Genomic DNA, 10,170 nt, shown 5'->3' on the forward strand with positions numbered 1-10,170 from the left:
AACCCTGCCGCGGCACCGGAACTGCGGTGGCTGCGGCGTCTCTTGCCATGCGCCATAGATCCTCCGCGGATAGTCCACCATGATTCGCCGCCAAACGCACCCTCATTGCAGGTGCGCGCCGTGTCGAACCGGTGAACAGCGGGCGTGACTTGGCCGTCGTTCGATGCCCGCCGCGCGTTGCCGGGCCGGCGATGCACCACAATGGGGATCGATGGATCAGGTGAGCTTCTACGACGCTGTTGGCGGTGCCGAGACGTTCCATGCGATCGTGTCGCGCTTTTATGCACAGGTTCCCGAAGACGAAATATTGCGTGAGGTCTATCCGCTGGACGACCTCGAGGGCGCCGAGGAACGTCTACGCATGTTCCTCGAGCAGTACTGGGGTGGCCCGCGGACCTACTCGGACAGGCGCGGCCATCCCCGGCTGCGGATGCGGCACGTCCCGTTCCGGATCACGCCCATCGAGCGCGACGCCTGGCTGCGGTGCATGCACACCGCCGTCGCGTCCATCGACTCGCAGACGCTGGACGACGAGCACCGCCGGGAGTTGCTCGACTATCTGGAAATGGCTGCCCACTCGCTCGTCAACTCTTCGTTTTGATGTCGGCCCACGAAACTAAGCGGGGTGGAATGGACTCCAAGCCGTGGTGGTCAAGCGCGGTGTTCTACCAGGTGTATCCACGGTCGTTCGCCGACAGCGACGGTGACGGCGTCGGCGACCTGGACGGCTTGACGTCCCGGCTGGGGCACCTGGAGCGCCTCGGCGTAGACGCGATTTGGCTCAACCCGGTCACCGTCTCCCCGATGGCCGATCACGGCTACGACGTCGCCGATCCCCGGGACATCGACCCGCTGTTCGGCGGGATGGCCGCGATCGAGCGGCTGATCGCCGCGGCTCACGGGCGGGGCATGAAGATCACCATGGACGTGGTGCCCAACCACACCAGTTCGGCGCACCCGTGGTTCCAGGCGGCGCTGGCCGCGGGCCCGGCCACCGACGCGCGGGAGCGCTATTTCTTTCGTGACGGGCGGGGCGACGTCGGGGAACTGCCGCCGAACAACTGGACGTCTGTCTTCGGCGGGCCGGCGTGGACGCGGGTGGTCGAGCCGGACGGCAATCCCGGCCAATGGTATCTGCACCTGTTCGACGCCGAGCAGCCGGATCTCAATTGGGAGCACCCGGACGTCTTCGACGACTTCGAGAAGACGCTGCGGTTCTGGCTGGAACGCGGCGTCGACGGCTTCCGCATCGACGTGGCGCACGGGATGGCCAAGCCCCCCGGCCTGCCGGACTCGCCGGCCCTCGAAGCGAAGGTGTTGCACCACACCGACGACGACCCGCGCTTCAACCACCCGAGCGTGCACGAGATTCACCGCGATATCCGCAGGGTCGTCAACGACTATCCCGCGGCGGTGACCGTGGGCGAGGTGTGGGTGACCGACAACGTCCGCTGGGCGGAGTATCTGCGGCCCGACGAACTGCATCTCGGCTTCAATTTCCGGCTCACGAAGATCGACTTCGACGCGGCCGAAGTCCGTGCGGCGATCGAGAATTCACTGGCGGCGACGGCAATCGAAAACGCGCTCCCGACCTGGACGCTGTCCAACCACGATGTGGGCCGCGAGGTGACCCGCTACGGCGGCGGCGAGGTCGGCCTGCGCCGGGCGCGGGCCATGGCGATGGTGATGCTCGCCCTGCCGGGCGCCGTGTTCATCTACAACGGTGAGGAACTCGGCCTGCCCGACGTCGAACTGCCCGACGAGGTCTTGCAGGACCCGACGTGGGAACGATCGGGACACACCGAACGCGGCCGCGACAAGTGCCGGGTTCCGCTGCCGTGGTCCGGCGACGCTCCCCCGTTCGGGTTCTCGGCGAACGCCGACACCTGGTTGCCGATGCCGGCGGAGTGGGCGGCGCTGACCGTCGAGAAGCAGGAGGCGGATCCCGCCTCGACCCTGTCGTTCTTTCGGCGTGCGCTCGAATTGCACAGGGAGCGGGCGGAATTCGATGGCGGCGACATCGAGTGGCTGACCGCGCCGCGGGACGCGCTGATCTTCCGGCGCGGTGGCGCGGGTGTGGTGTGCGCGCTGAACGCCGGCCGGCGCCCAATGGCGTTGCCGCCGGGCGAAGTCATCTTGGCCAGCGCGCCGCTGGACGGCGGCAAGCTGCCGCCCGACGCCGCGGCGTGGGTGGTCTGAGGCCGCCGCTCAGCTTGATCAGCGCAGCACCAGCGCCGCGTGGGCGCGGCGCCGGTGCACCGAGCCGAACTTGGCGTCGAGGCGCAGCCACGCCGGCAGAATCCGCACCCGGATGATCTCGTCGGCGTCGATCGCATCCGGCGACTGCGGCAGGAAGCCCATTGCGGTCAAGGCGAACACGCAGCGCATCGGCAGTCCGACGCTGACGTCGGCCGCGCTGACCCGGATGACCTCCTGGTCGAGCAGCGACACCGGCGGACCGTGTGAACTGCTGTGTTCCTTGGCAAGTCGCGCGCCGCGTTGCGCCAGGTCCAGCATCACCCGGGCCGGCACGTCGTCGAGATGGGTGAAGCCCGATTCCGGAGGCAACGCGGTTCGCCAGGCCGAATCCATGGAGAAGCCGGGATCGACATATCCCGAGTCGTCCATCGCGGACAGGCCGCGGGCCAATCCGTCCGCGGCGACGGTCAGGTCCCCCGGCCGCACCCTGCCCACCACCACCCGGCTGGCCAGCACGTCGAAACCCGTCGCCACCCATGCCGTGAGCAATCCGGCGGATCGGGCGCGGAGCCGAACGACCGCGGCGTCGTCGAGCCGCGTCGCATGGTCGACGAACGCAGCCAGGTCCGCGCGGTGGGCCTCCATTCGCTCCGGGCCCAGCCACAGTCCGCGCTCGGCTACCGCATCCACCGTTGCAGATACTCCCGGTGCTGTGGGGACAGCCGCACCAGCCGCTGCTCCTCGATGTGGACCGCGGCCAGCTGCGATTCGGCGACGACGGCGGGCTTGGACTCGGGATCGGCGGCCACCGAGCGCACCTCGTAGCCGAGCGTGAAGTCGACGGCCCGCAGCCGCTTGGTCCAAATGGTCACCTGCAGAGGCGAATCGGCCAGCCGCAGCTGATCCTTGTACGTGACGCGGACGTCGGCGATCAGCAGGCCGATGGTGGCGATGTCGGCCGCGAACGGTTCCTTGAGGAACGGGACCCGCGCCTCCTCGAGGAGGGTGACCATGGTGGCGTGGTTGATGTGCTGGTACATGTCGATGTCCGACCAGCGCACCGGCACGGGCGCGACGAATCCAGCGCTCAACTCGACGATCCCCTGCCGCTGGTGCGGGTCATGCGGCGGATCTGCCGCGCGGCCACCGACAGGGTCGCGAGATCCTTTGCGCCGCTTTCCTGGATCTCGGTGAGCGTCCGGCGGGCCCGCTCCACCCGGGATGCGCTGATGTGTTCCCACTCCCCGATCTTCTCTTCACCGCTCTCGTCGGGCTCCCCGACGGCCAGCACATCGAAGCACAGCGACCGCAGCGAGGCGTAGATGTCGTCACGAATCGCCAAGCGCGCCAACGAATGCCAGCGGTCCCGTCGCGGTAGCTCGGAAACCGCGGTCAGCAGACTGTCGGTGCCCAGCCGATCCATCAGGGCGAAGTAGGTGTCCGCGACTTCGGCGCTGTCCATCTCGGTGATGTCGGCGATGTCGATGATGTCGAGCAGGCTGTAGCGATACAGCCCCGCGGCGACCCGGTAGGCCAGGTCCTTCGGCGCACCCTGCGACGCGAACTCGGCGGCTTCCTTTTCGACGATGGCCTTGTCGTCGCCGCGCAGCCACTCCGACATGCGCGGGGTCAGCGCCTTCACCTTGGCGGCGAATCGGTTGATCTCGGCGCCGACGGCCAGCGGCTGCGGACGATAGTTGAGCAGCCAGCGCCCGGCGCGGTCGATCAGCCGGCGGGTGTCCAGCGTCATCCGGTCGGACAGCGCGACCGGGAGGCTGGCCGCGCGGATGCGCCGCCAAATGTGACCCACACCGAAGATGGCATCGGTGGCCACGTAGGTGCGTATCGCATCGATCGGTCCGACGCCGACATCCTCGGTGATCCGGAAGGCGTAGCTGATGCCGGCGGTATCTACGAGATCGTTGATCAGCATGGTGGTGACGATCTCGCGGCGCAGCTGATGCGTGCGAATCTCCGGCGTGAACCGCTCCCGCAGCGGCCTCGGGAAGTATTCCGGCAACCGGGATGCGAACACGTCCTGTTCGGTCAGCTCCGTGGTCAGCATCTGCTCTTTGAGTCCCAGCTTGACGTGCGCCATCAGCGTGCAGAGTTCGGGAGAGGTGAGCCCGAGACCGGCGTCGGATCGCCGCGCAATTTCCTTCTCCGACGGCAGCGCTTCCAATTCGCGGTTCACGCCGCGCTCTTCGACCAGATACTTGATCTGCATCGCGTGCACCGGGAGCAGGCTGGGGGCGTTGGCGCGGCTGGTGCCGATCAAATCGTTTTGGTCCTCGTTGTCGGTGAGCACCAGTTGCGAAACCTCGTCGGTCATCGACTCGAGCAGTTGTTTGCGTTCGTCGGCCTTGACCTTGCCGGCGGTGACCAGCGAGTCGATCAGGATCTTGATGTTGACTTCGTGGTCGGAACAGTCCACGCCGGCGGAGTTGTCCATCGCGTCGGTGTTGATGCGGCCACCGGCGAGGTCGAATTCGACGCGGCCCAACGCCGTCACGCCGAGGTTGCCGCCTTCGCCGATGACCTTGGCGCGCACCTGGTTTGCGTTGACCCGAACCGGATCGTTGGCGCGGTCGCCGACGTCGGCGTCGGACTCGGTTTCGGCTTTGATGTAGGTGCCGATGCCGCCGTTGAACAGCAGATCCACCGGGGCTTGCAGGATCGCCTTGATCAGGTTGGGCGGGGCCATTTCGGTGACGTCACCGTCGATGCCGAGGGCGTCGCGCACCTGCGGGCTGACCGGGATGGCCTTCTGCTCGCGGCTGTACACCCCGCCGCCCTCGCTGATCAGAGACTTGTCGTAGTCGTCCCAGCTGGACCGCGGCAGGTCAAACATTCGCTGGCGTTCCCGCCACGACGCCGCGGCATCCGGGTCCGGGTCGAGGAAGACGTGCCGGTGATCGAAGGCGGCGAGCAGCCGGATGTGCTCGCTCAGCAGCATGCCGTTGCCGAACACGTCGCCGCTCATGTCCCCGATGCCGACGACGGTGAAGTCCTCGGTCTGGGTGTCGACGCCCATCTCCCGGAAGTGTCGTTTGACCGCCTCCCACGCGCCCTTGGCCGTGATGCCCATGGCCTTGTGGTCGTAGCCCACCGATCCCCCGGACGCGAACGCGTCACCCAGCCAGAAGCCGTAGGACTTGGCGACGTCGTTGGCGATGTCGGAGAAGGTGGCGGTGCCCTTGTCGGCGGCCACCACGAGGTAGGCATCGTCGCCGTCGCGCCGAATGACTTCCGGTGGCGCGCTGACCTTTCCGGTGGCGTGGTCGACGTTGTCGGTGACGTCGAGCAGCCCGGAGATGAAGAGCTGGTAGCACGTCACGCCCTCGGCGCGCAGGGCCTCCCGGTCGCCGGCGGCATCCCCGGTGGGCAGCGGCGGGCGCTTGAGGACGAACCCGCCTTTGGCCCCGACCGGCACGATGACGGCGTTCTTCACCGCCTGCGCCTTGACCAGGCCCAGGATTTCGGTGCGGAAGTCATCCCGGCGATCCGACCAGCGCAGGCCGCCGCGGGCCACAGGGCCAAACCTCAGGTGCACGCCCTCCACCCGCGGCGAGTACACGAAGATCTCGTACTTGGGGCGCGGCAGCGGCAGCTCTTCGATCAGCTGGGCGTCGAGCTTGAGCGCCAAGACGTTTCGGGCCCGGGCCGAACCCTCCCGGGTCACAAAGTAATTGGTTCGCAGCGTTGCCTGCACCAGCGAGGCGAACGCGCGCAGAATACGGTCGGTGTCCAGGCCCACCACCGCGTCGATGTCCGCGGCGACCGAGGCGGCCGCGGCTTGCGCGTCGCGGCTGGTCGGCGATCCCGATGCGCGGGGATCGAAGAGCGCCTCGAACAACTGCAGCAGCGATCGCGCGGTGGAGGGGTGGTCGTTGAGCACGGTCTCGATGTGGGACTGGCTGTAGGGAAAGTTCGCCTGCCGTAGGTATTTCGCGTAGGCGCGGATCAGCACGACCTGCTGCCACGTCAGCCGCGCGCGCATGACCAACTCGTTGAACCGATCGATCTCGACGCGGCCCTGCCAGATCGCCGTGACCGCGTCGGCGAATCGCTCTGCGGTGGAATCCCTTTCGGCCGCCGTCTTGGCAAACGGGATCGTCGGGTGCGGTTGGATCTTGAACTGGTAGATCCATACCGGCAGCCCGTCCGGGCGGGTTACGGTGAACGGTCGCTCCTCGAGGACGACGACGCCCATGCTTTGCAGCATCGGCAGCAGCTGGCTCAATGAGGCGGTGTGTCCGCCGAGGAACCAGGTCAGTTGGGCGACACCGTCTTCGCCGCGGTCGGAGAACACCAGCTTGACCGAGTCCTCAGTCAGCTCGTTGATGATGGCGATGTGCTGGATGGCGTCGTCGGGGGGGACGGCCTGTTTGTAGGCCTCGGAGAAGGCGGCCGCGTAATGCTCGGCGTCGGCGTGCGCGGTGGTGCCCGCCGCGCTGGCCGCGATCAGGCGGTCACCCCAGGTCCGCGCCGCCTCGCTCAGCAGTCCCTGGATGCGGACCCGGTTGGTCTCGGAAACGTCGACCGCGGCGGCGTTTTCGGGTAGCCGCACCATGAAATGCATTAGTGCCCAGGGCGATTCGCTGACACGGGCGGTGAATTCCAGTCGTGTCCCCCCGAACTCGCGAACCAGGATGTCTTCGATCTGCAGCCGGACGGCGGTGGTGTAGCGATCGCGGGGCACGTAGACCAGGCAGGATACGAAGTACTGCAGGCGATCGGCACGCACGAACAACAGCGCGCGCCGCTGCGATCCCAGATCCACCACGGCCTTGGCCAACGCGAAGAGCCGCTCGGCGCTGAGCGTGAACAGCTCCGAGCGCGGGACGGTCTGGATGACGTCGAGCAGCAGCTGGCCGGGGTGGGCGGGATCGTTGTCGGCCATCGCCAGCGCCTCGCGGACCCGGCGGGAGATCGACGGGATCTCCAGGACGTCGGCGTTCATCGCGGCGACCGTGAACAGGCCGACGAAGCGGTGCTCGAGAACGCCGGCGTCGGTGTATTCGCGTATCGCGATGGCGTATGGGTACGCCCCGTAGCGCAGATAGCTGCCGACGACGGATTGCGCCAGGACCAGAAGATGGTCGTCGTCGGTCAATCGCGGACGGGAACCGGTGCGGGTGCGCAGGACACCGAGGCTCGGTGACCCGTCGCTGGAGACCAGGCCGTCGTGCACCCGGCAACGCTGGTAACCCAGCAGCAGGAAGTTCCCGTTGCCCAGCCAGCGCAGCAGGGCCGCGACGTCCTCGCGGTCCGGCGCCGTGTAGTGGTCGCCCTCGTTGGCTTCGACGTCGGCGGCCAGGCCACTCAGGGTGGCGATCAACGCCGTCGCGTCGCTGGCGACCTGTTGGACGTCGGCCAGGACCTTCGGCAACAGCCGGTCGACCTCGGCGAGGGCCTTGGTATCGACCGCGGGCGACAGCTGGATGTGAATCCACGCCTCGCCGACGTATTGCGGCGCGCCGGGCGCTTTCGGTTCGACGCTGAGCAACTCCCCCTCGGGGTTGCGCCGCACGGCGAACACCGGGTTCATGATCGCCGTGTAGTCGACTCCGAGCCGATGGAGCAGGACCGTGACGGAATCCATCAGCATGCCGCCGTGATCGGTGACGACTTGCAGTGCGGGCCCGAATCCGGCGGGATCGTCCGCCGGATGGACGCAGACACAGTTGCCGCCGGCCGGGCGGCACTGGCCGAGCCGATAGTGGGCGCTCAGCATCTCGGGGGTCACCATTGCGGCGGGGATGCTCAGGTCGATGGGACCGGTTTCGGCGCCGGGCTCTTCTCGGTGCGGGCCCCGGTAGCTCTCGATGTAGGCGGTCGCGATCCAGTCGGGAATGTCCTGAGGGTTGGTGAACGTGGTCCAGGGCTTGAGTTCGTGCTTAGCTCCGGGATCGATCGCCATGCCGATTGCTCCCAACTCGCGACGGACGCCACTGCGCTCGATCGCCCCACTCCTGAACGGCGTCGTAGGGCGTCGGCAGAGCCGACACTAGTCGCGTGTGAGCTTGCGGTGGGTCACTCTGTGCGGCCGGGCGGCTTCTTCGCCGAGCCTTTCCACCTTGTTCTCCTCATACGCGCCGAAGTTGCCCTCGAACCAGAACCACTTCGCCTCGTTGTCGTCGTCGCCCTCCCACGCCAGGATGTGCGTGCACGTCCGGTCGAGGAACCAGCGATCGTGCGAGATCACCACGGCGCAACCGGGGAATTTCTCCAGCGCGTTTTCCAGCGAACCCAACGTCTCGACATCCAGGTCGTTGGTCGGCTCGTCCAGCAGAATCAGGTTGCCGCCCTGCTTGAGCGTGAGCGCGAGGTTGAGCCGGTTGCGTTCGCCGCCGGACAGCACGCCGGCGGGCTTTTGCTGGTCGGGACCCTTGAACCCGAACGCCGACACGTAGGCCCGCGACGGTACCTCGGTCTGGCCGACCTCGATGTAGTCCAGCCCATCGGAAACGACCTCCCACACCGTCTTCTTCGGATCGATGCCGGCGCGGGTCTGGTCCACATAGCTGAGCTTGACGGTCTCCCCGACCTTGACGGTGCCGCTGTCCGGCTGCTCGAGCCCGACGATGGTTTTGAACAGTGTGGTCTTGCCGACCCCGTTGGGACCGATGACGCCGACGATGCCGTTGCGCGGCAGCGTGAACGACAGATCCTTGATCAGGGTGCGGCCGTCGTAGCCCTTGTCGAGGTGCTCGACCTCGACGACCACGTTGCCCAGCCGCGGCCCGACGGGAATCTGGATCTCCTCGAAGTCGAGCTTGCGCGTCTTCTCCGCCTCGGCGGCCATCTCCTCGTAGCGCTGCAGGCGCGCCTTGCCTTTGGCCTGACGTGCTTTGGCCCCGGACCGGACCCAGGCCAGTTCCTCGGTCAATCGCTTGTGCAGCTTGGCGTCCTTGCGCCCCTGTACCGCCAGGCGCTCGGCCTTTTTCTCCAGGTAGGTCGAGTAGTTGCCCTCGTAGGGGTACGCGCGCCCGCGATCGAGTTCCAGAATCCATTCGGCGACGTTGTCCAGGAAGTAGCGGTCGTGGGTGACCGCCAGGATCGCCCCCGGATAGGCGGCCAGGTGCTGTTCGAGCCACTGCACGCTTTCGGCGTCCAGGTGGTTGGTGGGCTCGTCGAGCAGCAGCAGGTCGGGTTTGGACAGCAACAGCTTGCACAGCGCCACGCGGCGTCGCTCACCGCCGGACAGGTTCGTCACCGGTTCGTCCGGCGGCGGGCAGCGCAGCGCATCCATCGCCTGCTCCAGCTGCGAGTCGAGGTCCCACGCGTCGGCGTGGTCCAGTTCCTCTTGCAGACGGCCCATTTCCTCCATCAACTCGTCGGTGTAGTCGGTGGCCATCAACTCGGCGACCTCGTTGAACCGGTCGAGCTTGACCTTGATGTCGCCCAGGCCCTCCTCGACGTTGCCGCGGACCGTCTTGTCCTCGTTCAGCGGCGGCTCTTGCAGCAGGATGCCGACGCTGGCGTCGTTGGCCAGGAAGGCTTCGCCGTTGTTCGGCCTGTCCAGACCGGCCATGATCCGCAAGACGCTCGACTTACCGGCCCCATTGGGACCGACGACACCGATCTTGGCTCCTGGGAAGAAGCTCAAGGTGACGTCGTCCAGGATCACCTTGTCGCCGTGCGCCTTGCGGACCTTCTTCATCGTGTAGATGAACTCAGCCATGCCGCGGGTTTGCCTTTCTGGTCTTGCAGAATTACCTCGACCATCCTAGGCATCGCCTGGCGGACCCAGCCGGGCCCCCGAGCCCGCCGCTAAGCGGAGAGGGGCAGCGGGCCGGCGCCCTCGGCGTCGCCGGACGGGGTCCGCTCGGCGGCGGTGTCGTCGGCGGAGTCGGTGGCCGAGCCGTTGGCCGCCGATTCTCCGTCGACCGCCGCGGCCTGATCCGCACTGGGGCCGGTGTAGCCCGGCTTCTCGATGCGCACGATCGCCCGCGACACGTCCGGGCC

6 protein-coding genes and 1 pseudogene are annotated in these 10,170 nt (G+C 67.3%); 2 read left to right on the forward strand and 5 right to left on the reverse strand.

Features of this window, described 5'->3' with window-relative positions; all coding sequences use genetic code 11:
* Window positions 1–211: 211 nt before the first annotated feature.
* Window positions 212–601, forward strand: coding sequence for a globin (locus tag A5736_RS22075; RefSeq protein ID WP_076128633.1), 390 nt, complete (start codon window positions 212–214; stop codon window positions 599–601).
* Window positions 601–2,199, forward strand: coding sequence for a glycoside hydrolase family 13 protein (locus A5736_RS22080; protein WP_139333503.1), 1,599 nt, complete (start codon window positions 601–603; stop codon window positions 2,197–2,199). Before A5736_RS22075 ends, A5736_RS22080 begins: the two co-directional genes overlap by 1 nt.
* 18 nt (window positions 2,200–2,217) lie before the next feature.
* Here the strand turns inward: A5736_RS22080 and A5736_RS22085 are convergent, their stop codons facing one another.
* From A5736_RS22085 to A5736_RS22105, 5 genes and pseudogenes are all read right to left on the reverse strand, one after another.
* Window positions 2,218–2,844 carry a hypothetical protein gene (locus A5736_RS22085; protein WP_139333504.1) on the reverse strand — a complete coding sequence of 209 codons (627 nt, stop codon included), beginning with the start codon at window positions 2,842–2,844 and terminating at the stop codon, window positions 2,218–2,220.
* 32 nt (window positions 2,845–2,876) lie between these two features.
* Window positions 2,877–3,290 carry a thioesterase family protein gene (locus A5736_RS22090; RefSeq protein WP_076128628.1) on the reverse strand — a complete coding sequence of 138 codons (414 nt, stop codon included), beginning with the start codon at window positions 3,288–3,290 and terminating at the stop codon, window positions 2,877–2,879.
* Complete coding sequence (locus A5736_RS22095; RefSeq protein ID WP_076248562.1) at window positions 3,287–8,122, reverse strand: NAD-glutamate dehydrogenase; 4,836 nt, start codon at window positions 8,120–8,122, stop codon at window positions 3,287–3,289. Before A5736_RS22095 ends, A5736_RS22090 begins: the two co-directional genes overlap by 4 nt.
* 87 nt (window positions 8,123–8,209) lie before the next feature.
* A complete protein-coding gene (ettA, locus tag A5736_RS22100; protein WP_076128624.1) occupies window positions 8,210–9,886 on the reverse strand; it encodes an energy-dependent translational throttle protein EttA in 1,677 nt (558 codons plus the stop codon).
* An 89-nt stretch (window positions 9,887–9,975) separates the two neighbouring features.
* Window positions 9,976–10,170, reverse strand: a pseudogene (locus tag A5736_RS22105) (hypothetical protein); the annotation flags it as partial.

Source organism: Mycobacterium sp. SP-6446 (assembly GCF_001954045.1).
Classification (GTDB): Bacteria; Actinomycetota; Actinomycetes; order Mycobacteriales; family Mycobacteriaceae; genus Mycobacterium.